Raw genomic sequence first — 25,628 nt, forward strand, 5'->3', positions numbered from 1 at the left:
TGAGTTCGCTTTGCCAGTGTGACGCGTAGGGAATGCGCGTCCAAGATGCCTGTTGGCGAAAGCGACATAGTGCCCTTCGCCAAAAGGTGATCGCCCGATTTAGCTCGAAAGGCGTACAGTGTATTTCGTTCTTTTTCGACTACAATTCCGAAATTGGCAGTTTGAACGATCCTCATCGATTTGATCGTGGTTTTTGCGAGAGGGCATACCATGCATCGCAAAGCTCGCCGCTGGGCTTCCCGCTCAGTGTTGGATTCGTTGGCTCCCCGGTGGTTAACCGCCGGCCGCAGGGCGAAGCCTCGTAATACAGCCAATGGGCAAGAGGATTACTCTCAACTTGCGCTTGGCACACAAACGACAGATGGGACCAGATATGGCGCTGCCGTCGATGGTCCCGTCAACGTCACCGCGCTCAATGAAGATGGCAATGGGCAGGGGGGCATGGTCTGCGACGCGCACGGTCAGGTCAACAGCGACCTCGTACTGCCGTCTTTGACCGACAGTTTCACAGCGATTTATGGAGCCGGAATTCAAAGCGGCGAATTTGCCGCGCCTCGGTCGTTTGCCGGCGAGCGGGGTCTTTCATCTTCAGGGCGGGATGCGACTTCATCCGACACAAAATGGTCACGCCATGGCACTCATGCTGGAACTAGCTTTATGGGCGCTGATCCCTTGGCTCCGTTTTTGCCGAACGGTCCTGCTCAGACAGCCTCAGGGCGAGGTTCGACCACTGTGGCTGCCGGGTCGGCTGCTTCGGGCAAGGTCGTCATCCTCGAGTCGACGCCGTCAGCGCAGGCGGCCGCGCATGAATCGCATTTCTTGGCGTTTGGCATGCCGTTTGGCGTCTGCGGGTGCGGCTACTTTACCTCTCCCACGCGAATGCTCGATTGGGCTCAAGGCGGCGGTATGCTTCAGCGGGACGGTCAGTTGCCCGGAACCAGGCTGACTGAGGGGCCGGACTATGTTCCGACAGCCAAGGGGACGATTGGCGCCTCGATGAGTGACCCGCTTCTCGATCGTGACTTGTCCCCGCTTTCAGGCTGGCGCGGAACCGCAGGATGGACCGAATCAACGGCCTGGAACGGATCGTTGCCAGGCGGCGGAGAGATTGGATCGGGGACCGTAACCTCCAAGGGCGTCGGCATCCTTTCCGGCTCGGTGACCAGACCGTCGGGCACGCAGAGGACAGCGACGCAGAGTCTGGCGGCGACGGCCGCCGCGACCAACATAATCGTGCAGGAAAATCAGAAGCAGGGCAATCCTGAGAGCGAGTGGGGCATCAACGGTGCGGGTAGCTCCAATATCGAGGGGTTCGCGACCGATATCAGCGTCGACAACGGCAAGACGATTAGCTTCAAGATCGATACGGATTCCACCAACTATCGAATCGATATTTACCGGCTCGGCTACTATGGCGGCATGGGCGCGCGCAAGGTCGCCACTCTGCAGCACACCGGATTGCAGAACCAGCCCGATCCGCTGCGCAATGCCTCGACCGGCACCGTGGATGCCGGCAACTGGGCAGTCTCGGCGTCGTGGACCGTGCCAGAGGACGCCGTCTCAGGCGTTTATATCGCCAAGCTCGTGCGTCAGGATGGCACCTTCGGCGAGAACCACATCCCGTTCATCGTGCGCGATGACGACAGCCATAGCGACATGGTCTTCCAGACCGCAGACGAAACCTGGCAGGCCTATAACGGCTGGGGAGGAGCAAATTTCTATGGCGGCAACGGCCCGGCGACCGGGCAGGGTGCTGGTCGCGCCTATGCTGTTAGTTACAACAGGCCGATCGTGACCCGCGGCGGGATTGGCACGTTTGCCGGTCCGCAGGATTATCTGTTCGGTGCCGAGTATGCCGGTATCTACTGGTTGGAACAGAACGGCTATGACGTCTCATACATGTCGGGCGTCGATGTCGACCGTTATGGCAGTCTGTTGCTCAATCATAAAGCGTATGTTGATGCTGGGCATGACGAATACTGGTCTGGACAGCAACGAGCCAATGTTGAGGCCGCACGCGACGCAGGCGTTAACCTTCAGTTTTGGAGCGGTAACGAGGTCTACTGGCGCACCCGTTGGGGCAACAGCTTCAGCAGCGACGCCACGCCCTATCGTACCCTTATCTCCTACAAGGAGACATGGTCGCCCGGTGCCAGCATCGACCCCTCCAATGAATGGACAGGCACCTTCCGCGACCCGCGCCTCAGCCCGCCCGCTGTCGGTGGCGGAAACCCGGAAAACTCACTGACCGGCCAGTTGTTTATGGTCGACGATGTCGGCAGCAATCTTCAGGCAATCACGATACCCTATGATGATGCCAACTTGCGCTTCTGGCGCAGCACCAGCGTTGCCAATCTTCAGCCAGGCCAAACGGCGACGCTCACCAAGAACTATCTTGGTTATGAGTGGGACGAAGCGACTGACAACGGCTTCGATCCGGCTGGTCTCGTGAAGCTGTCATCGACGACGCTTCCGGTGAGCACTTACCTCCTCGACTACGGAAACACGACCGGCAACGGTGTCTCCACCCACAATCTGACGCTCTATCGCGCGCCGAGCGGTGCGCTGGTGTTCGGAGCGGGTACTGTCTACTGGACCTGGGGCCTGAGCGACAATCACGACAAGGAGGTGACGCCGACCGATCCGCGCGTGCAGCAGGCAATGGTCAATTTGCTTGCCGACATGGGCATCCAGCCTGGGACGCTGCAGTCCGGGCTCGTCGCAGCGACCGCCTCGAGCGACCATGTTGCCCCGACCACCGTCATCACGGTACCCGCCACGGTGACGATTGGATCTACCGTTATGATTACAGGCACCGCAGCCGACACGGGAGGCGGGGTCATTGCCGGAGTCGAGGTTTCGACCGACAACGGGGCAAGCTGGCATCCAGCGATAGGCGATGAGAACTGGACTTATAGCTGGTCGCCTCAGATCGCCGGCACCTACACGATCCTCTCCCGCGCGGTGGACGACAGCATCAACCTTGAAACACCCTCGGCGGGACGCACGGTCACCGTCACCGGGCAGAGCTTTGTTTCCCTCTTTTCCGGCGCCGCGACACCAGCGGTCGTCAACACCAGCGATACGTCAGCCGTCGAGCTCGGGGTTCGATTCCAGACCTCTGTGGCAGGTACCGTCAGCGGTATTCGTTTTTACAAGGGCAGCCAGGATACGGGTACTCATACCGGTTCGCTTTGGTCGAGCACGGGTACGCGGCTCGCGACCATCACGTTTTCAAACGAGACCACCAGTGGCTGGCAGACTGCGTATTTCTCCAGTTCAGTGACATTGACGCCTGGGCAGACCTACACGGCGTCCTACCACACCAACACCGGTCATTACTCCACCACCGCCAACTACTTCACCTCCAATGTGACGAACGGCCCGCTGACAGCGCCAGCCGGCGGCAACGGCGTCTACACGTATGGCAGCGCCAGCCTTTTGCCGACCAGCACCTTCCAGTCGACCAACTATTGGGTCGACGTGATGTTCAACCCGGCCTCGTCAAGCAACACGACGCCGACGGCAGTTGCCGATGCGGGAGATGCGACCGAGAAGGGCGGGGTGGCCAATGGCTCGGGCGGCGTGGCCGCCAGCGGCAATGTGCTTGCCAACGACACCGATCCGGATGCCGGTGACACCAAGACCGTCACGGCGGTCAGCTTCGGCGCGACGGCCGGCACGCTCGGCTCGGCGCTCAACGGCACGTACGGCAGTCTCGTGCTCGATGCGTCGGGCACCTATACCTATGCCGTCAACGAGACCAATGCCACGGTGCAGGCGTTGCGCCAGTCGACCAACACGCTGAGCGAGGTCTTCAGCTACACCATGCGTGATACCGCCGGTGCCACCGCCACGGCAACGCTGACCGTCACCATCCACGGCGCCAACGACGCACCGGTGCTCGCAGCCCAGACCGCCACCCAGAACGCCACCGTCGGCACCGCCTTTTCGTTTGCACTGCCGGCCAACACCTTCACCGATGTCGACAGTGGCGAAACCTTCACCTACGCGGCAACCGCCGCCGATGGCTCAGCACTTCCCGCCTGGCTGAGCTTCAACGCCACGACGCGGACCTTCAGCGGCACGCCGACGACAGCTGGCACGTCCGGCATCAAGGTAACGGCGACCGACCTTGCCGGCCTTGCCGCCAGCGAGACCTTCAACATTGCCACGACGACAGCTCCCACGACCTACAGCCTGTTCAGCGCCTCCAATACGCCGGCCCAGACAAACCTCAACGATGGTCAGCAACTCGAACTCGGCGTCAAGTTCCAGTCGAACGTTGCCGGTGATGTCACCGGCATCAAGTTCTACCGCAGCGCCAACGACACCGGCCAGAACGTCGTCGACCTGTGGACCACCGCAGGCACCAAGCTCGCCACCGCCACCTTCACCAACACCTCGGCGAGCGGTTGGCAGACGGTGAACTTCGCGACCCCTGTCACGATCACCGCCAACACCACCTATGTCGCCTCCTACCACACGACCGGCGCCTATGTGGCGACCAATGGCTTTTTCACCAGCGGCGTCACCAGCGGCCCGCTGACGGCCCTGTCAAGTGCCGCCGCCGGTGGCAACGGCGTTTATGCCTACGGCGGGTCCGCCACCGCGGGTCTCTTCCCGACGAGCACCTTCGATTCAGCGAACTACTGGGCCGATGTGGTTTTCCGGCCGCAGCTCGCCGCATGAGGCATCGGACGAGATTGCGGGTAGGCTCCGGACGCGACTGATACAAAGCAGATTCTTGCGGTGGCAACGTCGTTCCGAAGGGCGACATTGAAGGGATGACGATGAACAGGACAGAAAGGCTACCGGTGACCGTGCTTGCCGGTTTTCTCGGGGCTGGCAAGACAGCGCTTCTCAGCCACGTGCTGGCCAATCGCGAGGGTCTGCGGGTTGCCGTCATTGTCAACGACATGAGTGAGGTGAACATAGACGCCAGTCTCATTCGAGAAGGCGGCTGCAACCTGTCGCATACGACGGAGACATTGGTTGAGCTGAGCAATGGCTGCATATGCTGCACCCTGCGTGACGACCTCTTGACGGAAGTGCGGCGACTGGCCGAAGAAGAGCGATACGACTATCTGTTGATCGAAGGGACTGGCATTGCGGAGCCACGCCCTATCGCGGCAACCTTTTCGTTCCGCGACGAGAACGGGGTTTCTCTATCCGATTTTGCGAAACTTGACACGATGATCACCGTAGTCGACGCCGCGAGCCTTTTAGCCGACTACAGTAGCGCCGATCTCCTCCGTGACCGTGGCCTGGAGCGGGACAGTCAGGACCGGCGGACATTTGTTGATCTCTTGGTCGACCAGATCGAATTTGCCGATGTTGTGGTGATCAACAAGATTTCGGACACGACCGAGGAAATTCGCGCCGAGGTCCGCAAGGTGGTCGCTGCACTCAATCCGGATGCGCGCCAGGTGGAAACCGATTTCGGCAGGATTCCTCTTGCGAGCGTCCTCAACACCGGCCTCTTCGATGAGGCGAAAGCGGCTGCGCACCCGCTGTGGCACAAGGAGCTGTACAGCTCAGGCGCCCATGTTCCCGAGACAGAGGAATACGGGGTGTCGAGCTTTGTGTACCGCACAAGACGTCCCTTCGATCCGATGCGGTTTCGAGCATTCCTGGATGAGCCCTGGCCGGGCGTAATTCGCGCCAAGGGCCATTTCTGGCTTGCCACGCGCCCGCGTCATGTGGGGCTCATGTCGGCTGCCGGAGTGCAGCGGCGCTGCGAACCCATGGGGCTCTGGTGGGCGGCCGTTCCTTGGCAAGATTGGCCGAGCCATACGCAGTTTCGTCAGCATCTGAAGAGCCAGTGGGACAGCGTCTGGGGCGATCGTCGGCAGGAGCTCGTGTTCATCGGTGTGGACATGGACGAGACAGGCGTCCGTGTCGCGTTGGACGGTTGTCTGGCCAGCGCCGATCCGCAGGACTGGTCCGCACTCGAAGATCCGTTTCCGGCCTGGTAGCGCGGGCAGCGCTGCTCGACATTGGCCTCGGCCTCGTCGATCTCGCAGTCAATCCTGATCGGCACCGCGCGCGTCGAACTGCTTGAGGACCTTGTAGCCAAGCACAGGCCGCCGCCGGACTTGCCGTCTTCGACACGGGCCCCGAAGGCCGCGATGCGTCTTGGCGGCAAGGTCCTTGAGGAACAACGCATTCATCGTCCCCTTCAGGCCGACATGTTGCTCGCCGATCTCTCCCCCGGCCACTGTGACGATCGGCACGCCTGCGACACCGGCCTGGTCGCGCGTCAAACCAGACAGCGCCCGCAGGCTCCGTTGACGTCAATCGCCGTTAGCAGACATTCTCAGGATGAGCTGGGTGGCCTCCTCGATACTTGCGACGATAGCCGTCGGTCGTGGTTCGACCTGCCTCTCGTCTCCGGCGCGGTATTTCCCCGTTCGAACCAGGATACCCGCGCCGATCCCCGCCCTAAGCGCTCCGGCAACATCGCTCTCGACGTCGTCCCCTACCATGGCGACATCGTGCGGGTGGCAGCCCATGCTTTCCACCGCTGCGGTGAAGAAATCTCGAGACGGCTTGCCGAACAGAATGGCTTTGGTGCCGGCGGCATATTCGAGCGCCTCGACGAAGGCGCCCGCGTCCAGGCTCAAAAGGCCGTCGTGATCCTTGAAAGCGCGATTGCGGGCCAATGCCAGGAATGGCGCACCCTTCTGCAGCTTGCGAAAGGCTGCGTTCAGGCTGTCATAGCCGAAGGCTTGTGCCGCATCACCGACGACGACCGCGCAGGGACCCGAGGTGCTACACTCGGCGAAATCCTCTTCAAGGTCCGGATGAACTAGCAGATGCGGCGCGTATCCGTTCTTTTTCAGCCAAGCACAGGCAGCCGCAGCGGGGGCGAACAGTCTGTGCATCTCAACCTCGATGCCATGAGATCGGAGATGTTGCGCAAGTTGGCGTTTGGATTGCCGCGTCGTGTTGGTCACGAGCCGGACAGGCAGGCCGGCCGATTCAAGGCTCACGATACACTGTGCTGCTCCCGGCAAAACCGTGTCGCCGTCGAGCAGCACGCCGGAAACGTCAAGAAGGACACCCTTGACCATAAGGTAAGACTGCATGAGGGCGGCGCGTCGGTCAACGCACAACAAAGCAGGCGACGGGTCCGAAGGGCTCCGGACGTCTTCACCATCGGTCCGGAAACGATAGAATGAACGCGGTGGCGTGCCATCGTGGGGGCAATGCGGATGTGGAGTGAGCAGGGTTTTTTACGCATTTCGATCGCTGCCACGGTTGTGGTTGCTGCGCTCGGTGTCGTTTTCGGCATATTGTCGGGCTCGTTTTCCATCGCCTTCGATGGCGTCTATTCGCTGGCGGACGCGGCAATGACGGGGCTCGCGCTGTGGGTTTCGAGCCTGATCGTCAAGTCGGCGCAGACCGATGCGCTCTCCGGCAGAATTCGCAACCGCTTCACCATGGGCTTCTGGCACCTGGAACCGATCGTCCTCATGCTCAACGGCTGCCTGCTCATGACGGTGGCAGTCTATGCGCTGATCAACGCGATCATCAGTATCCTCAATGGCGGTCACGAACTGCATTTCGGTGTCGCGATCGCCTATTGCGCGGCGACATTGCTCGTCTGTGTGGCCATGGCCGGAATGGGCATCAGGCTGAACCGCAGCCTGCAATCGAATTTCATATCGCTCGATATCACGGCCTGGATCATGTCCGGCGGGATCGCGCTCGCATTGCTGATTGCTTTTCTGGTCGGCCTTGCCGTCCAACCGACGCCCGCTGCCTGGGTCGCCAATTATGTCGATCCGGTCGTCCTGGCGCTCGTCTGCCTGGTGATGATCCCGCTTCCGATCGGCACCGTCTGGAAGGCGCTGACGGAAATCCTGCTGATCGCGCCGGTCGGTCTGAAGGACCATGTCGATGAGGTTGCATTGGAGACGGTTCGCCGCCTTGGTTTCCTCTCCTACCGCGCCTATGTCGCTCGCGTCGGCCGCGCGACGCAGATTGAGCTCTACTTCATCGTTCCAGAGGGCCTGCCGCCCAAGACGGTGGAGGAATGGGATGCGCTGCGCGACGAAATCGGTGCGGCAATCGGCGACGAGAGTGCCAATCGCTGGCTCACCATTGCCTTTACCGCCGATGTGGAATGGGCGGAATAGACGCCTTATTGCGCTCAGCTGAGTTCTTGGGCGAGTCCGATGAGAAGCCCTTCAGGCCCACGGATGTAGCAGAGCCGATACGCGTCTTTATACTGGACTACTTCGCCGACGAGCTGCGCGCCGCGCGTGCGGAGCCGTTCAAGCGTCTCGTCGATGTCGTCCACTGCGAACATGACGCGGAGGTAGCCTAGGGCGTTAACCGGGGCTTTCCGGTGATCTGCGACGACAGGCGGCCTGATGAAGCGGGAGAGCTCGAGCCGGCTGTGGCCGTCCGGTGTGCGCATCATGGCAATCTCGACCTGCTGATCGCCCAGTCCCGTGACACGTCCGGCCCATTCTCCTTCGATCACGGCCCGTCCTTCGAGCTCGAGGCCGAGTTCGCGAAAGAAATCAATCGTCCCGCCGAGGTCTTCGACGACGATTCCGACATTGTCCATCCGTTTGAGGGCCATGTTTCCAATCTCCAAGGTGTCGTTTCAATCTGCAAGGTGTCGCCTCGTCTAACAAAGGACGTTTGAGGCAACCCAACACCGACAGCCATCTACGCCCAATTCGTTGTTTTCCACATCAGAAGCTTGAACCACGGGCCGCCTCAAATTTCCGCCCCGTTTTCAAACGGTCTCTTAGATCTGTCGGCTATCTGGTAAGCCGCGCTGATGGTCATCGAGGGTAAATGCCTAGACGCAGCAACATCGAAACATGTCGCGTACGAAAACCGGTACCGTTTGGTACTTTTTTTACTTACGAGTAAGGCAGCGCGAAGTAGATAGGTGCAAGTCGCCTATAAGGAGGGTCGTATGGTCACCGCTATTTCGAATTCGTCGACATCGACAACGTTGCTTTCGACATCAACTTCTTCATCTTCGTCGGACGATGCAGCGAGCATCAAGCAAGAGATCGCCAGCAAGAAGGCCGAACTTGCCAGCACGAAGGACCAGAACGAAGCTCAAGCACTGCAAAGCGACATTTCAACGCTTGAGGCAAAATTGGCCAAACTGGAGAAGTCTTCGAATACAGACTCTGGCCAGCAGGGCGGCGGCCAGCCGCCAAGGCTCTCTGGTGAAGATGACCGCATCGGAACCAAGAACTTTGATGACGACAGCGAATTCGGCGAGCGGGTTGCTTACGTCTGATTTCAACGCTCCCGCTCTAAAAGCAGAGCGCTTTGGTGACGAATTCGCCCCCGTCACCCTGCGCCTGACCGGTGGACAGATCGCCGACTGCAGTGCGGTGCGAACGTGAAAACGTCCGCCAAAGCCGCTGGAAACCGGCAAAGGAATAGTTCCTTTCGCCAGACGATGACCGGGCCGACGTTCTCGGTTGCCTCTATCGGCATGGTGTGGAACACAGTCAGCCCCGCAACTGCGCCAACTCACCCGACCTCGATGGTATTTGGCGACCCCCAAAGGAAAGGTGCACGGATTGCTCGCGCGCAATCTCAGTGAAAAATTGGCACAAGAAAGATTGAAACTGAGGCTCTTTCTTCACGACTTCTAAATTAAGCGCGTGCATAGGTCATCTGCAAATGGCGGGTGGTCACACAAGCCAAGAGCGCCGGGTTTTTGGATTGCTCGGCGACCTTCCGCGCAAGAAACGCTGTTCGTTGAGAAAAATGCCCAGACAAATCGATGCCACCCGGCAATTCTTCTTCAGGGTCATTCTGCCACTTGTGCTGCTGACCGCACTGCTGCTCGTTGGTTCGGCTGGCGGTTTGATCTGGCTCGCAAACTATCAGACGAAGACCGCGATCAGTGAACAGGCACGATTGGCGCGTGCCGCAATTGACGTTCACGGCAAAGCCCTTGCCAAGGGAGCGTCAGATTATGGCCATTGGGATGAAGCCGTCGTTGCAATCGTCGATAACTTCGATTTTCCCTGGATCGACGGCAATATCGGCCACGCCGGCGAGGATAGCTACGGCTTAGCAATGTCGTTCGTGCTGGATCCAGAAAATCGCACCGTTTACTCTTATGTCGATAAAAAAGGCGGGGCGGTGGATGCCCGGTCTCTGTTATCGAACGGCTTCAACGAGATTGTTGCGCGCACTCGCGGCGGCGATCGCGTCAGCGCGACGTTTGGCCTGGTCAGCGCTGGAAATGAACTCGCTATGGTGGCGGTAGCGCCCTTGCGTCCTTTCGATGATAAGACACGGCCTCAGGATACGGGCTATCTGGTTGTGTTTGTGGACGTCTTGACCGCAGCCCGCCTGGCCGACCTTGGAAATACCTATCTGCTGCCCAATCTGAGACTCGCCGATATTGATGACGAAAGTGTAGACCCTCGTGCGCGAATCCGCTTTTCCGACGAGATAAAGGCGACGGCCCGCTATCTGGCCTGGGATCCTGCGCGTCCCGGTGATGCGCTTTTGCAAACGGCCGGACCGATTCTTGTCATCACCTTATGCGCCTTCGTGGCTCTGTCGATATTCGTACTTCGCTATTCGGGAGAGGCGGCACGGCTGATCCGCAGCAGCGAGGCGCGCGCCATGCGCGACGCACTTACGGGCTTGCCCAATCGCGTGCTGCTGCTTGATCGCCTGGATCGCCTCGTTGGCCATCTGAAAAGCCGCCAGCCGGGCGTAGCCCTCATGTATCTTGATCTGGATGGCTTCAAAGCGGTCAATGACGGGCACGGCCATGCGGCCGGCGATGAGCTTCTCTGTCAGGTCGCGGAGCGGTTGCGATCGCTCCTTCGCGAGCAGGATACGGCGGCCCGCCTCGGGGGCGATGAATTTGTGGTGGTGATGCCGGGGCTGACAAACCGTGACGAGTTGCGGACACGTGCAAGCAGGATCATCGAGACTTTGCGATCCCCCTACAGGGTGACGGACACTGTTGTCGAAATCGGTGTCAGCATCGGTATCGCAGTCTCGCCCACCGACGGACGAGAAAGCGCCGATTTGTTACAGAAGGCCGATCAAGCGCTCTACCTGGCCAAATCCAGTGGCAAAGGAACAGCACGATTCCACTCGGATCAGGCCCTTCAGGTGGTCGGCGGCTAGCGCATTTTGTGTAGGAAGTCGTCATGGAGCAGGTGCTGGTTCGCATGAGTCCTGAAGGATTCGCCGATTTTGTGGAAGTCCTATCTCGTCCGGCAGCCCCAGTTCCCGAGATGGTGGAGCTTGCCAAGCGGCCCGCGCCTTTGGAACCTGGCTACGTGGCGAAGCGGTAAGACGTGTCGCCATCGGCTCCCGAACCGCTTACCACCACGCATGACGTTTCTAACTTCTCCTGCGGAAAACCCACGCTCGATCGCTGGTTGAAGACGCGCGCTCTCTCCAATCAGCAAAAGGGCTTCACGGCCGTTCTCGTAGTCCACGAAGCCGGTCGAGTGGTCGGATATTATGGCCTTGCCCCTACAGCTGTGGTTGCCTCTATCTTGCCGCGCTCAATTCGCACGGGCCAACCACCCGATCCGGTTCCCTGCCTGCTTCTCGGTCAACTCGCTGCCGTCACGGAATGGGTGGGGTGCGGCTTTGGCACGGGTCTGGTCAAGAACGCCCTCCAGCGTTGCGTTCAGGCTGCCGCACTGATCGGCGGACGGGCCTTGATGGTCAACGCCGTCGACGACGAGGCCGCTGAAATTTTGGCGGCGGCGAGGTTTCACACCTTCGAAGGATGATCCGTTCGTCTTCCGCTCCATCGCAGACACGCCGCATCGCTCGGAGACTTCGGCTAACCGTTCAATGGCGGCCCCGTCCTGATCCGCGTGACTTCCTCCGCAGCGGCTGCGCCCGTAACCTCGCCTCATACGGCAGCTCGCAGCAAGACGCTTTGCGTATTTAAGCCGCTTCATGTCCTAGGCCGACGCAAGACAGCCCAGGCAAATAGAGTTGCCTGGAGGCCCGCCCTGATGCGTTTTCCTGCAGAACACGCCTGTGGTCGCTTCTGATCAATCAATCGCGATCGTCCAATTGATAACATCACATTTTCTGATATAAAACAACGATTGCGTTGTCGTAGATCGGAGTCCCATGAGCCGCAACTTTCTTGTCGTCGAGCCAGAAGAGGGGATGCCTATCCTCAAAGGGCTCGCATCTCCGGCTCGCATCGCCGTATTGAAGCTCTTGCACGAGAGGGGGGCGATGAACGTCAACGAAATTGCTGATATACTTGACCTGCCGCAGTCCAGCGTGTCAACCAACGTGCAGATGCTCGAAGAGGCCGGGCTGATCCAGACGGAAACCCAGAAGGCGCGCAAGGGCAACCAGAAGGTCTGCCGTAGCGTTTACGATGAGATTCTCGTCGTCTTCAAGAACGAAATCAAGGAAACCAAACCGGACGCGATCGAGGTGTCGATGCCGCTTGGGCTCTATACGAGCTTCGAAGTGACGGCGCCTTGCGGGCTCTGTTCAGCCGATGGCATCATCGGGCTACTCGACGTTCCCAATACCTTCCTCGATCCGGACCGGATGAAAGCCGGGCTCATTTGGTTCACGCGAGGCTACGTCGAGTATCAGTTTCCCAACAACGCGCGACTGACGAACACCAGCATCCGCGAGATTGAGTTCGTGATGGAACTGAGTTCCGAGGTTCCTGGCACCAGCGCCGACTGGCCCTCCGACATCACCCTCGCGGTCAACGGTGCCGACATCGGAACCTGGACGTCTCCGGGTGATTTTGGCGACAAACGTGGGGTTTTCACGCCCGACTGGTGGAAGCTGAAGGGCTCGCAGTACGGCAAACTGAAGAACTTCCGCATCAATGACGATGGCGCTTTCGTCGATGGATTGCGCATTTCTGATGTAACTCTCGCCGAGCTGAAGCTGGACGAACACCATTCAGTCCGTCTGCGCATCGGTGTGCGCGACGACGCCAAACATCCCGGTGGCATCAACATCTTTGGCCGCGGCTTCGGCAACTACGATCAGGACATTCTGCTGCGCCTGAAGACTCGATGAGTCTATCGGATTTTCTGAATTTTACGCTTGACCGCGCCTCGGGGTTCCGCTTTATTGATCGCAAATCGTGATATAAATCACAAACGACGATACAGTGGAGGGCAACATGAGGGCTGCGGTTACAGCGCACAGTAAATACACGATCTCTGACATCGATCCGCGCCTTTATGGCTCATTCATCGAGCACCTCGGTCGTGCCGTTTATACCGGCATCTACGAGCCTGATCATGCGACTGCTGACGAAAGCGGCATGCGCAAGGATGTCATCGAGCTCGTCAAGGAACTGAATGTTCCGATCGTGCGCTACCCCGGTGGCAATTTCGTGTCTGCCTACAATTGGGAAGACGGCATTGGCCCCAAGGAAAGCCGCCCGACGCGCCTCGATCTTGCTTGGCACACCTGCGAGAGCAATCAGGTCGGCATCCACGAGTTTGCCGATTGGTGCACGTCGGCCAACACCGAGATGATGCTTGCCGTCAACCTCGGCTCGCGCGGCCTCGATGAGGCGCGCAACTTCCTCGAATACGTCAATCATTCCGGCGGCAGCGAGTGGAGCGACAAGCGCATTGCCAATGGCCGCAGCGAGCCCTGGGACGTCAAACTCTGGTGCCTCGGCAACGAGATGGACGGCCCTTGGCAGATCGGCCACAAGACGGCGGACGAGTATGGCCGGCTAGCGCATGAGACTGCCAAGGCCATGCGCGCCTTCGACAGCTCGCTCGAACTCGTCGTCTGCGGGTCGTCGAACGCACATATGCCGACCTATCCGGAATGGGAAGCAACCGTGCTCGACCACACCTACAATGAGGTCGACTACATCTCGCTGCATATGTATTTCGAAAACCGTGCCAAAAACACGGCCAACTATCTCTCTCGTAGTATCGAGCTCGACAATTACATCGGAACGGTCGCCGGCGTAATCGACTACGTCAAGGCGAAGAAGCGCTCCTCCAAGAACGTATACATCTCGTTCGACGAATGGAACGTCTGGTACCACTCTAAGGAGCGCGACAAGGCAACGCTTGCCGGCGCAAATGGTTGGCCACATGCGCCGGCCCTCCTGGAGGATGACTATAACTTCGAGGATGTGCTGCAGGTCGGCTGCATTCTCAACACCTTCATCAACCGTGCGGATGTCGTCAAGATTGCCTGCCTGGCGCAGCTCATCAACGTAATCGCCCCGATCATGACGATCCCGGGTGGTCCGGCATGGCGCCAGACGATCTTCTATCCGTACTATTTCGCCTCCGTCTACGGACGCGGGACGGCACTGAAGCTGATGGTCGACAGCCCGACCTACAAGGTCGACGATCTAGGCGATGTTCCCTATCTCGACGTCTCAGCCGTGCATGATGCGGACAAGAAGACGGTGACCTTCTTCATCGTCAACCGCCATGGCACGGAGACGCTCGATCTCGACGCCAGCCTGCTCGAATTCGGTATTCTGCGGGTGATCGACGACCAGGTCGTCGCGCATAGCGATCTCAACATCACCAACACCGCCGACAAGCCCGACAATGTCGTGCCGAGGGCCGTGACCGGTTCAAGCATCGTCGACGGCAAGCTCAGCGCAAAGATCGCGCCGCTCTCCTACCGGATGATCCGCCTGCAAGTGTAATCTAAATCCTGTTTTCTGATACGTATCAAACGATATGTTGACAAAGCAATTGTATGATTTAACGTCAGCACACCGGTCTTGACGTGCCACTGGGAGGAAAAGATGGGAGCGAGCGCTTCTGTTTTGGCACTATCACTGACTGAGGGAGGTCCGTTTGTCGTAGCGGACGCTCTCTCGGTGGAAGCATGCCATCTTCGTGTTCATATCGGCATTTCGGGTTCGGCCTGCAATTCAGGAGCAGTCGGATGACCGCCAATATTGAAATCCAGAATGTCACCAAGCGCTATGGCTCGATGACCGTCTTGGACGGCTTGTCGTTGTCAATCAAGGCGAACGAATTCCTGGTTTTCCTTGGCCCTTCCGGGTGCGGCAAGTCTACGCTTCTTCGCATGATTGCGGGCCTTGAAAGCGTGGATGGCGGGACGATCTCGATCAATGGCGAGCGCATCGATACACTGCCGCCCGGCCAGCGCGACATCGCCATGGTGTTCCAGTCCTATGCACTCTATCCGCATATGACGGTGGCCGACAACATGGCCTTCGGATTGCGCAACATCAACGTTTCGGCCGATGTCATCTCCGCGCGCATTGCAGAGGCGGCTCGCATGCTAGAGATCGGCCACCTCTTGGAGCGCAAGCCGGGCCAACTTTCCGGCGGTCAGCGTCAGCGTGTCGCCATTGGCCGCGCGATCGTCAAGGAACCAAAGGCCTTCCTCTTCGACGAGCCGCTATCGAACCTCGATGCGGCGCTGCGCGTTCGCACCCGCGTCGAGCTTGCACAGCTGCGCCATCGGGTCAGATCGACAATGATCTTTGTCACGCACGACCAGATCGAGGCTATGACGCTGGCCGATCGCATCGTCGTGATGAACAATCGGAAGATCGAGCAGATCGGAACGCCGATGGAGATCTACTCACGCCCGGCAAGTCGTTTCGTCGCCACCTTTGTCGGGTCGCCGACCATGAACTTCCTGTCCGTCGGCCTCTCGGAAGAAAATGGTTTCCTGCGTGCCAAACTTCCTGATGGCACGCAATTGCAGACGGCGATCCGTGCAGGTGGAGTCAAGGCCGGCGAACATTCGCTCGGCATCCGTGCCGAGGCCGTCAAGCTCGCCAATGGCGTTGCAGCAACGACGACGGGGAAGGTGGATGTATTGGAACGCCTCGGCGACCGGACGCTTCTCTATACCCGTCTCAAGGATGGCAGCGTCGTCGTTGCCGAGGACATCGGCAACAGTCGCGTCATGATCGGCGACGAGGTGGCACTGGTGCTCGATGGAAGTCGCACGCATCTCTTTGATGATGCCGGTCACGCCTGGCACAATGAGGAGGCCGGTCATGGCTGAGGCGGCACTTTCCTCCGCCCGGTCTGCCGCTGGCATCACTGCCCGGCAGAAAGTGCAGAACATCAATGCGCCACTCTGGCGAAACGCACTCTTCGTCGCGCCCTACCTCTTCTTTTTCGTGACTTTGCTTGTCGTGCCGCTGTTCTGGGGCATCTGGCTCAGCCTTCACAAGGCTGACGCCTTCGGCGTCGGCCGCTTCGTCGGGGTCGATAATTACATCCGGCTCTTCAGAGACAGGGTCTTCATCCAGGCCGTCGGCAATACCTTCTACTTCGTGCTTCTGACAGTGCCGACGCTTGCTATCTTGGGTCTGCTTTTGGCGCTCGCCCTGAACCGAAAGACGAAAATGGCAGCTGCGCTGCGCGCCGTCTATTTCTCGTCCTCCGTCCTGTCCGTGACAATCGTCACGCTGATATGGCGTATCGTCTTTATCGGCAACTTCGGCCTGCTTGCCACCATCTACGGTTGGTTCGGCGTGCCTGCGCCGGCCTTTCTGTCCGACCCGAACCTCGCCATGATCGGCATAGCGATTGCCACTACTTGGTGGTGCATCGGCCTGCCAATGATGCTCTTTCTCTCGGCACTGCAGCAGGTGCCGGCAGAAATCTATGAAGCAGCGGCCCTCGACAATGCCAGCCGCTGGCGAACGCTCTGGTACATCACGCTCCCTTCGATCCGGCGGACTTTCGTGCTCGTGCTGATCATCCAGGTCGTGCTGCAGTTCCAGCTCTTTGGCCAGGCAAAGCTGATGACGCTCGGTGGCCCGAACAACGTGTCGAAGCCTATCGTGCTTTACATCTATGAAGCTGCGTTCAGGCAGTGGGACCTCGGTCTCGGTGCCGCCGCCTCTGAAATCCTCTTCATACTGATCCTGATTGCTGCGATGGCGCAGTACTTCATCTCGCGACGCAAAGGAGAAGAAGGATGAGCGCTTTATCCGGTGGAAACATGGTCGGCCGCTCGACCGGTGATCGCGTGATTCTTCTCCTGGCACTTGTCTGCGCACTGATCATGATGGCGCCGGTGCTGTGGGTGATCGGACTATCCCTCAAGGACAACAAGGAGCTGATGGCGGACATGAACTCCGTCTTCCATGCGCCTTACACGATCAACAACTATATCAATATCCTGGCAACATCGTCGGTGTTCCGCTGGATATTGAACAGCATCATCGTTGCCGGCGGCTTGACGATCTTCACGCTTTGCCTCTCGTCGCTTGCAGGCTACGGCTTCGCACGTGTGAACTTTCCGTTCCGTAACACGCTCTTCATCATCGTGTTGCTCGGACTTGCGATCCCTGAGCAGGCGGTGCTCATCGCTCGTCATCAGATTTTCTCCTGGCTGAAGTTTCACAACACCTATCACGGTCTGATCCTGCCAGGATTGTCGGCACCCTTCGGCGTGTTCCTGATGACACAGTATTTCAGGGCCATCCCGAAGGAACTCGACGAGGCAGCACTGCTGGACAATGCCAGCCGTTTCAAGATCTTCTGGAAGGTGCTGCTGCCGTTGACGGTTCCCGCGCAGGCAACGCTCGGCATCTTCACCTTCCTTGGTGCCTGGAACGATTATCTCTGGCCGCTGATCTCCGGCACCAGGAAGGAAATGTATACTCTGACGATCGGGATCGCCTCGTCGCAGACCAATTTTGCGCAGTCGGAAGGTCTCGGCTTTCTGATGTCGCAAGCGGTCTTCGCCGGCGCCCCGATCCTCGTTCTCTACCTGTTCTTCCAGAAATACATCGTGACGGCAGTGTCTGGCGCCGCCGTGCGCTGACGTCGAAACCGGCTCCCGGGGAGGGGGCCTAGCCAAGGGTCGCAGATCCTATGAGGAGGAGATGGAAATGACGCATACTTTGAGAAAATACATGCTGGCGGCGGCCTCGGTGATCGCGCTTGCCGGCGCAAGTCCGGCCTTTGCCACCACCGAACTGACGGTGCAGCGCTTCTTCGGGGCTTGCGACGCCGATTTCGGTACCAACACCGACGTCAGCAAGGCCGTTGGCGAATGCGGCATCATCACCTCGCTCATCAACAAGTTCAACGCGGACAATCCGGATGTGCATGTGACGGTGACGACCGTCGAATGGCCAGGCTACGATCAGCTAACCGCACAGTTCGCCGCCGGCGATCCGCCTGACATTGTCACCATCCACCAATCGGTGCTCGCCGATTATCAGTCCAAGGGCCTGCTGATGCCGCTCGACGAGGTGCTGAAGTCCGTCGGTGTTGCGGCCACTGACTTTACCGACGCCAGCTTGAATGGCGTGACCAAGGACGGAAAGATCTACGGTCTGCCGATCGACAACTGGACCATGCTGTATCACATCAACATGGACCTCTTCAAAAAGGCCGATCTCGTCAATGCCGACGGCACGCCGAAGCTGCCGACGAGCGTCGACGAGCTCTTGGCTCAGGCTAAGCAATTCAAGGAAAAGACCGGCAAGCCTTACTTCGTCCAGAATCTCGCCAATGAAGTCGCGCTTTATACGCGCAACCTCTACACCTACCTGTTCCAGCAGAATTCAGACTTCTTTGCCGATCCGAAGCAGGTCAAGATCAATACGCCCGAGGCCAAGAAGGTCCTTGAGATGTACAAGGCGGTCTACGACAACGGCTACACGACCAAGGATCTGGACTACGCCGCCGGCATCAACGCCTTCCTCGCAGGCGAAGGCGGTGTTCACCTGAACGGGACCTGGGTCATCGGTGACTACACGGCATCATCCGAAAAGTCCGGCACAGCGCTCAACGCCGGCGGCTATGCCGTCTATCCCTATCCGCAACTCTTCCCGGGCAAGAAGGCGCAATACGCCGACGGCCACAGCTGGGCCGTCTCGCAAAAGGACCGATCCGAGGAACAGACCGCTGCCATCGGGAAGTTCTTGAAGTTCTTCCATGACAACGATTTCGACTGGTCACGCACCGGCCATTTGCCGGCCGTCAAGGCGGTGTTGAATTCTGATCAGTTCAAGGCCCTACCGCATCGCGACACGATTTCGGCGATCGCCACGCTCGGCACGCCGCTTCCGTCCACCGTCCAGCGCCAGTTCGCGATCCAGGACATCATCGGCCAGGAAATGAGCGCAGCGGTCACCGGTCAGAAGGAGATCGACGCGGCCCTTTCCGACATGGAACAGCGCATCAACGAGCTGCTCGCCAACATCTGAGGCTCATACTCTCTCCCGAGCCTGAGAGCAGATGCCCGCCGCCGGTCTCGCGGCGGGCATTTTCGGTGACGTGGCTGACGGTTAAAACATTGATCGTCTCAGCGCCGTCGTTTGGTTCCATCGAAGAAGAGCAGCAGAAAAAGGCCCGAGAGGCCGGCCACAGCACCGATGATTGCCGTTCCGGAATAGCCGCCGAGGCCGGTGCCGATCGCAAAGAGGAGCGCGCTCAGCCCCGCGCTCAGGAAAATGTTGACGGATATCAGCGCACTGCCGAGACCCGGCCGCTCAGCAATCAGATCCTGCAGATAGGTGATTGGGATGCTGATGAGCGCCGCGGCGCCGATTCCACTGATGAGCGTCAACGCATAAGCATGCCATGGCGCGGACGCAAGGCCGAGTAGGACGAGGTAGACGACGTAGATGATCGTACCGATCGCCAGGGCCGTGACGTGGTTCATGATCCGTTGGGCACGGCCCCAGACGACGATAAAGACGACTTCGAGGAAGGCGACGATGCCGACCATGATCCCGACATCGCCAACGGTCCCATGCGCGGCTTCGGTAACGATCAGCGGCAGGATGGCGCCGTTAACATGAAGAGTGCTGCTGATCAGCGACACCGCGATCACACGAATGAAAACACGTGGCGAGATGACTTCTGCAAGCGCAGCAAGATAGGAAAGATGGTGTGTGGCCGCCTTGTCCGTGCCGTTCTGGCCCGGCAGGAAGGCTGCGATCAGGCCAAGACACACCATGCAGGCGAGGCTCGCAAAGAGATAGGCCGGCAGCATGCTTGTCGATCGCGACAGAAGTATTCCGACAAGGCCCGGCACGAGTACCCAGGAGAGCGAGATCATCGCCCGCACACCTGAGTTCACCGTTGCCACGTCGCCGCGTGGCATCCCGTTGGTAGTGGCGCGTACATTGGCGAAGAGCAGGGAATTGAGTGCGTTGTAGATCGGCAGCAGCAACAAGGCACTGACGATGAACGTTGCCTGCGCGGGAAAGAGGTAGACCGCGCCGTAACCGAAGATACCGAAGACGGCGACCGTCACCATCAGCGACCGATACTCGCCAAGTCGGTCCGCGAGATTGCCAAGGAGAATGCTCACGGTGACGTTGACGGCTGCGGCGGCAAATATCAGCGCCGAGTAGAGGGTGTTGCTCAGACCCAATTCGCGAATGCCAATAACCGATTGGTACGGCGAGGTTGCCGCTCCAGCAAAGCCAAAGGCAAAGATAGCAAGCATGCTGACCCGGATCGTCGGGTCGCGGAAAACATCGGGGAGGAGACGGCTCATGACATGTATCGTGCGGCGACAGGTCACCGGGTATTGCGGATGAAGGCGCCTTAGCAGCTTTGGCGTGAGGCCGAAACCTGCTCTGCGATGGATCAGTCTTGCCAGCGCGCCGAAAGGCGCACATGTGGTTCGTATTCGAAGTTGCGATCGAACGGGAAGATCGGTCGAGCGCGTCGGTTACTTACCAAGCCTTCGATGTCCTGGTTCACGACGCCCCCAGTCAATGCCATCAGGTTCGGATTGGCGATCGGCGCCAGTTCCGGGGAAAGATAACCGGACTTGACCACAAGCACCCGCACTGACTTCGGATCGAGCCCGAGACGCTCGAAATCCGCTACATTGTGATAGGGACGCCGCCGTGCCGCGAGCACCACCGTAATGCCCGCAGTGCTTATGACCGCCTGACGCTCGGCGGCCGGGCCTGGGTCATCGAGGAAAAGGACTTCCGCTTCGATGCTGACAGGCGAGCTCGACGCGTCGAGGGCTGCGCCGATGCGGAGTCCGATCCTTGCACCCTTGCCGGCTGCAAAGCATGCCGCGACGGCCGGTGGATCGGTGATACCGGCAACCAGCGCTCCTTCAAATCCACGTGCCAGCAGTGCTCTCAGCACGTCGGCCCGGTCGCCAACGCCGCCACCTGTCGGATTGTCGCCGGAATCTGCCAGGATGACAGGTGCTGTCGAGGCGTTCACCACAATGTCGAGCATGGCGTCGAGCGGACCGGTAACAGGACCAAAGACAAAGTGGTCGCGCGCATTCCAATAGGATAGTGCGATCTCTTCTGCGGCTGTGACGGCCGCTTGCTTGTCCGTCGCTGTGACGACTGCGCAGGCGGTCGCCCGAGGTTCATCCGCCCACACATAGCCGATCATCAAATTGGCATCGAGGATGCCCTCGCGCTGATCGATTGCAGACAGTGCTTTGTAGAGGCGCCTTGCGGGCTCGTCTTCGGTTGACGTTCGCTCGCCCGGCCAGAGAACCGGCACCGGAGCCCAGGCCACCCCTGGCCGCGTGCCCGATCTTAAGGTATCCACCAGCAGCGACCATGCACGCACCATCGTTTCGCGCACATCGATGTGCGGCGCGGTCCGGTAGGCCGCGAATATGTCGAGCTGGTCGATGATCCTCTGGCTGACATTGCCGTGCAAATCATAACTCGCTGCGATCACGCAATCAGGACCGACGACAGAGCGGGCAGCGGCAATCCAGTCACCCTCAGCGTCGTTCATTCCCTCGACATTCATCGCGCCGTGCATCGCAAGGTAGAGGCCTTCGAGCGGCAAGGCAGCTTTCAGCCGGTCGAGAAACTCGGTTTTGAATGCCGCGTACGCCACCCTGGAGATCGGCCCCCCGGGCACTGCGCGCGCATGCAAGAGCGGTAGGTGCTCAACCCCATCGGCTTTCAAAAACCCGAAGTAGTCCGAAGCCAGGAGATCCCCGCCGCGCAGAACGCGAAAGTCCTCGACTGTCATCAGCACCGGCGAATAGGTGCTGCATTCCGTGTGAATTCCGCCCACTGCAATCCGCATTCTCGGCCTCACAATTTCGGGCTCAGAGGCACGATCGCAGCGAAGCGATTCCAGTCCTTCATCGCCCGTGGCGTCCATGCGGCTTCGGCAATCGCCGGCAGGCGTGGGAAAACAAGCCGGTTGAAGTAGCCGCGTGACAGGAAATGTTCCGACCAGATGCAGGCCTGGACGCCCTTCATCTTGTCCTTCAGGTCCTCCGGAAAGTCGCCCTCAGCTTCATAGGCGTAGGTATGGGCCGGCGGCACGGTTCCGGCCCAACTTGCGCCGGGCTCCTGAAACGCCTCCGCCTGAACCATGTCGAGATAGTAGGCCTGGCCGGGAGTCATGACGACCTCGTAGCCTTCTTTGGCCAGGTCGATGCCAACCTGCGGGTTCTCCCAGGCCATCAGCAGTGTGTCCTTGGCTGCAACACCGCCACCATGCGCCACTTCGTTCCAACCGGCGAGCTTACGGCCGCGCGCCGTCAGCATGTCCTTCACACGCTTGAGGAAATGGGATTGCAGTGCGAACGTGCCTGAGATTGCCTCCTTCTCCATCAATGCCTTGGCAAGCGGAGAGGCAAGCCACGAACCGTTCGCCACCTCGTCACCGCCAATGTGGAGGTAGGCGGAGGGAAACAGCTCGACCATCTCGTCGAGCACTTTTTCGAGAAATTCGTAGGTCAGTGGCACCGCGGGATTGAGCGCATTGTTCGGATATCCCTGTACGGAATGATAGCTCTCCGGCGCTTCCTGGCCGTCGGTCAGACCGGGCAGTGCCGTCAACGTCGCCGTGCTATGACCGGGGATATCAATCTCGGGGATGATCTCCACGTTCAATTCCGCAGCATGGCCGACGATGTCGCGCACATCAACCTGGGAGTAGAAGCCGCCAACAGGTTCGGCAGCGTTGCCAAGCTGCGGCAGGAGAGGCTCGTCCGGACCGCGAAGGACGCCTGTCGTCGTGAGTTCGGGATAAGCCTTGATTTCCAGCCGCCATGCCTCGTCGTCGGTCAGATGCCAATGGAAGATATTGAGCTTCAGCCAGGCGAGGATGTCGATCAGCCGCTTGATGTCGGCTGTCGGATAGAACTGACGCGAAACGTCGAGATGGCAGCCGCGCCAGCCGTACCGCGGCCGATCCGAAATCGCGCCGGAGATCGGAAAGCGAAACGTTTGCGGTTGGCTGCGAGCCCCATGCAAGAGCTGCGCAAGCGACGTCAGTCCATATTGACGCCCAGCGGCATCGGCAAATGACAATGTGATCCGCGTGGCCTTGAAGCCGAGCTTGTAGCCTTCAGGGGCAACCGTCGTATCGAGCAGAAACTGCAAGGGCCGTCCCTGCGGCGAGGCAGCGAGATTGAACGGCGCATGATCGCTCTCGAACAGACGATGGCAAAGGGAAAGCACCGTCGAGACTGCCCGCACATCGTCTGTCGACGATCCTTCCGCGGGATAGAGAACGACGGGGAAATCCTCGCCTGGCTCGGCGTCGATTTCCGCCGGCCAGGGCTGCAATGAGAACGGCAGTGAAAGCTTGCCTTCAGGAAGAAGGACCGGCGGCGGCTCGTTCACGCGTCCTTCAAGAAGCAAATCGGAAACGGCAACCGTGACGTGCTTGCCATCCTGAAGCGTCACATAGGCGGACTTCGCACCATCGGTGCAATGGCGAGCCGGCCGGTGCAGGCCGCTGACCGTAAAAGTCCAGCTCTTTCCCGGCTCGAGAAGAAAGCCCTGCGGCGGAGCAAACTCATGGAAATTGGCGTTGCGACGCAGAAAGGTTGCGTTCCCACAAGCCTTCGCATCGATGACGCGCGTCAGCGAGGTATAGACCAGCGTGAAGCCAGAAAGCGCGACCTCGGAGAGATTGAAAAGGGAAAAGCTAAAGCGGCCGTTCGGACCACCATCCGGCTGCCACGAACTCTCCAGGCGAAAAGGCGCCAAAGTCATATCGGTTCCTCTCTTAATATGTCTTTTAATAGTGCTCGGACTGCGAGAATGTCCGAGCGATCTCAGCCTGACCGGCAGTCAGCCCGCAATCCACCGGCAAGCAGACGCCGGTAATCGCGGCAGCCTGCGGTCCGGCAAGAAACGCCACGGCGTTAGCGACATCGCTAGGGTCGACGACCCGCTGGAGCGGGTACCAGCGGCGAGCCTCTTCGAAGACGTTGGGGTTAGTGGCTGCACGCGCCTCCCATGCCTGCGTACGTACAGTGCCGGGCGCAACTGCGTTCGAACGGATACCGAGCTTTCCGTATTCTACCGCCACCAACTTGGTGAAATGCAGCAATCCCGCCTTCGCTGCGCTATAGGCGGGGTGGCCAAAGACGTTCATGCCGTTGACGGATGCGATGTTGATAACCGAGCCCTTCGACGCCTCGAGCAGATCTTCGACGGCGCGGAAGCACAAGAAGGCAGCCTCGAGATTAAGCGCATTGTCCATCCTCCAAATCTCGGGCGTGGTATCGTGGAGGCTGACGGCGCGTGCGGCCCCTGCATTGTTGACCAGCGTACGAACCGAACCAAACGAGGCGGCCTGCTTTGCCATTTCTGCGACGCTTGCTTCGCTGGTCACGTCGCAGCGGTGCGCGGCAAAGTGCTCAACTGGCCCCAGAGCGCGGGCGGCCTTCTCGGCGGCAGCAACGTCGATGTCGACCATCAGGATAACATCGTGATCTTCCGCAAGCCGCTCAGCAATAGCCCGTCCAATATCGCCCGCAGCACCGGTTACGATCGCTACCGTCTGTGTCATTTTGCATCCCTTTTTGGCATGGAATTGTTAGTCCCCGAGCAGTTGCCGGTCGTCGCCATCGCGGTGGGCAACGAGCTGTTGCTTGATGCGACGCAGGGCCACCGCGGCCTTTGGTTGGATCGCGTAAGCAACGAGGCTGGCGAGAATATCGACGACAGCCAGATAGGCGATCCGCGTCGAGGTGGGCCGGAAGATATTGCTTCCTTCCTGTAGGTCGATAGGAACAACAATTTCAGCTACTTGCGCGACCGGGCTATTACTCTGGGTGAGCGCGATCGTCGTCACCTTGGACTCGCGCGCAAGCGCGAAAGCGCGTACGAGCTCGGTGTTTCGCCCGGTGAAGGACGACCCGATCAACACGTCGGTCGACTTGGCGGCGGCGGCCATCATCAATTGCATGCCATGGTCGGAGCTTGCCGTCACATGTAAGCCGAAGCGAAACAGGCGGTTTTGCAATTCGCTGGCAATCATTGACGAGTTGCCGCCGGAGCCGAAGGCATAAATCATGTCGGCGCGCGAAAGCCGTTCAGCAGCCAGTTCGATTGCAGCAACGTCCAGCGAACGATGAAGCAGGAAAAGTGCGTTCTGTGCCTTGGTGATAATGTCCTGCGCGACATCACCCGGGTTGGTGCTTTTGGGCTCCGGCTTCAGGTAACGCATACCGACATAGGCTGTCCTTGCGAGCTGGACCTTAAAATCGGAAAAGCTCTCGCAGCCTAATCGCCGGCAGAAGCGCGTGACCGTCGGCGGCGACACATCGGCCTTTTCAGCAAGCTCGATGATCGAGGCGTTGACCGCAAACTCGAAGTCATTGAGGAGGATATCCGCGATGCGGTTTTCCGAGGGCGAAAGCTTGGCCTTCTCTTCTTGCAATGTCGAGAAAATGTCCAT

The 25,628-nt window shown here is 59.4% G+C and carries 22 protein-coding genes; 13 read left to right on the plus strand and 9 right to left on the minus strand.

The window, feature by feature from the left end; genetic code table 11:
• The first annotated feature begins 210 nt into the window (after window positions 1–210).
• Together PMI09_RS20100 and PMI09_RS20105 are read left to right on the plus strand one after the other, a co-directional pair.
• Window positions 211–4,692, plus strand: coding sequence for a DUF4082 domain-containing protein (locus PMI09_RS20100; protein ID WP_007798686.1), 4,482 nt, complete (start codon window positions 211–213; stop codon window positions 4,690–4,692).
• A gap of 101 nt (window positions 4,693–4,793) precedes the next feature.
• Entirely contained in the window at window positions 4,794–5,978 is a 1,185-nt protein-coding gene (locus PMI09_RS20105; protein ID WP_007798689.1) for a GTP-binding protein, read from the plus strand.
• A gap of 48 nt (window positions 5,979–6,026) precedes the next feature.
• Here the strand turns inward: PMI09_RS20105 and PMI09_RS20110 are convergent, their stop codons facing one another.
• Complete coding sequence (locus PMI09_RS20110) at window positions 6,027–6,266, minus strand: hypothetical protein (RefSeq protein WP_037083625.1); 240 nt, start codon at window positions 6,264–6,266, stop codon at window positions 6,027–6,029.
• Between the two features lie 30 nt (window positions 6,267–6,296).
• Window positions 6,297–7,091, minus strand: a complete 795-nt coding sequence (locus tag PMI09_RS20115) for a TIGR01458 family HAD-type hydrolase (protein WP_007798692.1) — start codon at window positions 7,089–7,091, stop codon at window positions 6,297–6,299.
• Between the two features lie 126 nt (window positions 7,092–7,217).
• Here PMI09_RS20115 and PMI09_RS20120 point away from each other — a divergent pair, with 126 nt between their 5' ends.
• A complete protein-coding gene (locus tag PMI09_RS20120) occupies window positions 7,218–8,144 on the plus strand; it encodes a cation diffusion facilitator family transporter (RefSeq protein WP_007798694.1) in 927 nt (308 codons plus the stop codon).
• Between the two features lie 14 nt (window positions 8,145–8,158).
• Here PMI09_RS20120 and PMI09_RS20125 read toward each other — a convergent pair whose 3' ends face one another.
• Entirely contained in the window at window positions 8,159–8,596 is a 438-nt protein-coding gene (locus PMI09_RS20125; RefSeq protein WP_007798696.1) for a VOC family protein, read from the minus strand.
• Window positions 8,597–8,980: 384 nt separating this feature from the next.
• Between PMI09_RS20125 and PMI09_RS20130 the strand changes: the two genes are divergently transcribed.
• A complete protein-coding gene (locus PMI09_RS20130) occupies window positions 8,981–9,277 on the plus strand; it encodes a hypothetical protein (RefSeq protein ID WP_244423790.1) in 297 nt (98 codons plus the stop codon).
• A gap of 365 nt (window positions 9,278–9,642) precedes the next feature.
• Here PMI09_RS20130 and PMI09_RS32265 read toward each other — a convergent pair whose 3' ends face one another.
• Window positions 9,643–9,936: a hypothetical protein gene (locus tag PMI09_RS32265; RefSeq protein WP_244423795.1), complete on the minus strand. Its 294-nt coding sequence runs from the start codon at window positions 9,934–9,936 to the stop codon at window positions 9,643–9,645.
• Here PMI09_RS32265 and PMI09_RS20135 point away from each other — a divergent pair.
• From PMI09_RS20135 to PMI09_RS20170, 9 genes are all read left to right on the plus strand, one after another.
• Window positions 9,910–11,145, plus strand: coding sequence for a sensor domain-containing diguanylate cyclase (locus PMI09_RS20135; RefSeq protein WP_244423792.1), 1,236 nt, complete (start codon window positions 9,910–9,912; stop codon window positions 11,143–11,145). The two genes, PMI09_RS32265 and PMI09_RS20135, sit on opposite strands and share 27 nt — an antisense overlap.
• 23 nt (window positions 11,146–11,168) lie before the next feature.
• A complete protein-coding gene (locus PMI09_RS31430; RefSeq protein WP_007798706.1) occupies window positions 11,169–11,315 on the plus strand; it encodes a hypothetical protein in 147 nt (48 codons plus the stop codon).
• Window positions 11,316–11,318: 3 nt separating this feature from the next.
• Window positions 11,319–11,765, plus strand: coding sequence for a hypothetical protein (locus PMI09_RS20140; protein WP_007798710.1), 447 nt, complete (start codon window positions 11,319–11,321; stop codon window positions 11,763–11,765).
• Between the two features lie 352 nt (window positions 11,766–12,117).
• Entirely contained in the window at window positions 12,118–13,044 is a 927-nt protein-coding gene (locus PMI09_RS20145) for an ArsR/SmtB family transcription factor (RefSeq protein WP_007798715.1), read from the plus strand.
• 106 nt (window positions 13,045–13,150) lie between these two features.
• Entirely contained in the window at window positions 13,151–14,662 is a 1,512-nt protein-coding gene (gene arfA / locus PMI09_RS20150) for an arabinosylfuranosidase ArfA (protein WP_007798718.1), read from the plus strand.
• Window positions 14,663–14,907: 245 nt separating this feature from the next.
• Window positions 14,908–16,008: an ABC transporter ATP-binding protein gene (locus PMI09_RS20155; RefSeq protein WP_007798721.1), complete on the plus strand. Its 1,101-nt coding sequence runs from the start codon at window positions 14,908–14,910 to the stop codon at window positions 16,006–16,008.
• Entirely contained in the window at window positions 16,001–16,936 is a 936-nt protein-coding gene (locus PMI09_RS20160; RefSeq protein ID WP_007798724.1) for a carbohydrate ABC transporter permease, read from the plus strand. The genes PMI09_RS20155 and PMI09_RS20160 overlap by 8 nt, the downstream gene beginning before the upstream one ends.
• Entirely contained in the window at window positions 16,933–17,784 is an 852-nt protein-coding gene (locus PMI09_RS20165; protein WP_007798726.1) for a carbohydrate ABC transporter permease, read from the plus strand. Before PMI09_RS20160 ends, PMI09_RS20165 begins: the two co-directional genes overlap by 4 nt.
• A 67-nt stretch (window positions 17,785–17,851) precedes the next feature.
• Entirely contained in the window at window positions 17,852–19,177 is a 1,326-nt protein-coding gene (locus PMI09_RS20170) for an extracellular solute-binding protein (RefSeq protein WP_007798730.1), read from the plus strand.
• Window positions 19,178–19,275: 98 nt separating this feature from the next.
• On the opposite strand, the gene PMI09_RS20175 is transcribed toward PMI09_RS20170, so the two are convergent.
• The 5 genes from PMI09_RS20175 to PMI09_RS20195 form a co-directional block, all read right to left on the minus strand.
• Window positions 19,276–20,478: an MFS transporter gene (locus PMI09_RS20175; RefSeq protein WP_007798732.1), complete on the minus strand. Its 1,203-nt coding sequence runs from the start codon at window positions 20,476–20,478 to the stop codon at window positions 19,276–19,278.
• A gap of 92 nt (window positions 20,479–20,570) precedes the next feature.
• Window positions 20,571–22,007 (minus strand): M81 family metallopeptidase, encoded by a 1,437-nt coding sequence (locus PMI09_RS20180; protein WP_007798735.1) that lies wholly within the window; start codon window positions 22,005–22,007, stop codon window positions 20,571–20,573.
• 8 nt (window positions 22,008–22,015) lie between these two features.
• Window positions 22,016–23,935 (minus strand): beta-N-acetylhexosaminidase, encoded by a 1,920-nt coding sequence (locus PMI09_RS20185; RefSeq protein WP_007798737.1) that lies wholly within the window; start codon window positions 23,933–23,935, stop codon window positions 22,016–22,018.
• 25 nt (window positions 23,936–23,960) lie between these two features.
• Window positions 23,961–24,737, minus strand: coding sequence for an SDR family oxidoreductase (locus PMI09_RS20190; RefSeq protein ID WP_007798739.1), 777 nt, complete (start codon window positions 24,735–24,737; stop codon window positions 23,961–23,963).
• Between the two features lie 27 nt (window positions 24,738–24,764).
• Window positions 24,765–25,628 (minus strand): MurR/RpiR family transcriptional regulator, encoded by an 864-nt coding sequence (locus tag PMI09_RS20195; protein ID WP_007798742.1) that lies wholly within the window; start codon window positions 25,626–25,628, stop codon window positions 24,765–24,767.

This window comes from Rhizobium sp. CF122 (assembly GCF_000282035.1).
GTDB lineage: Bacteria > Pseudomonadota > Alphaproteobacteria > Rhizobiales > Rhizobiaceae > Rhizobium.